The 686-nt window shown below is 65.4% G+C and carries 1 protein-coding gene; it reads right to left on the bottom strand.

Features of this window, described 5'->3' with window-relative positions; all coding sequences use genetic code 11:
- On the bottom strand, positions 1–686 hold a 686-nt coding region (locus AC1DCZ_RS19350), incomplete at both ends, for an IS3 family transposase (protein ID WP_476976011.1).

Genomic DNA, 686 nt, shown 5'->3' with positions numbered 1-686 from the left:
AGGACGTTTTTCTGCAGCAGCGAGAAGAACGATTCCATCGCGGCGTTGTCCGCGCACGCACCGACCCTGCCCATCGAGCCGGTGAGCCCGTGGTGCCTGAGCGATTCGACGAAGCGGCGGGACCGGAACTGGGACCCGCGATCCGAATGCACCACGGTGTTGGCCGGGCGGCGTGACCGCACTGCGTTCTCCAGCGCGGCGACGGCAAGCGAGGATTTCATTCGCGAGTCCATCGAGTACCCGACGATCCTCCCGGAATAGACGTCCTTCACCGCGCAGAGGTAAAGCTTCCCCTCTGCTGTGGGGTGCTCGGTRATGTCGGTCRGCCACAGCTCGTTCGGCGCCGCGGCGGTGAAGTCACGTTCCACCAGGTCATCGTGGACCGGCGGTCCCGGCTTCCGGTTCAGGCCCCGCTTCTTCGAAAACACCGACCAGATGCCGTGGTCCCTGCACAAGCGCTGGACCCTGTTCTCGCCCGCCGTGATGCCCTTCKCGGGGAGCTCGTCGGCGATGAACCGGTATCCGAACGCCGGATCGTCGGCATGGATGTCCAAGGCGGCGTTGACCAGGTGGGCGTCCACCCAGTCCCGTTCCGTCACCGGGCTGGCTCTCCACCGGTAGTACCCTTGCTTGCTGAACTTCAACACCCTGCAGGTCACCGCCACGGGAATCCCCTCGGCGGCAAG

Source organism: Arthrobacter sp. 10N418, assembly GCF_056394725.1.
The sequence above is the reverse complement of the archived record's forward strand: the minus strand, read 5'-3'. Positions and strand labels throughout refer to the sequence as shown.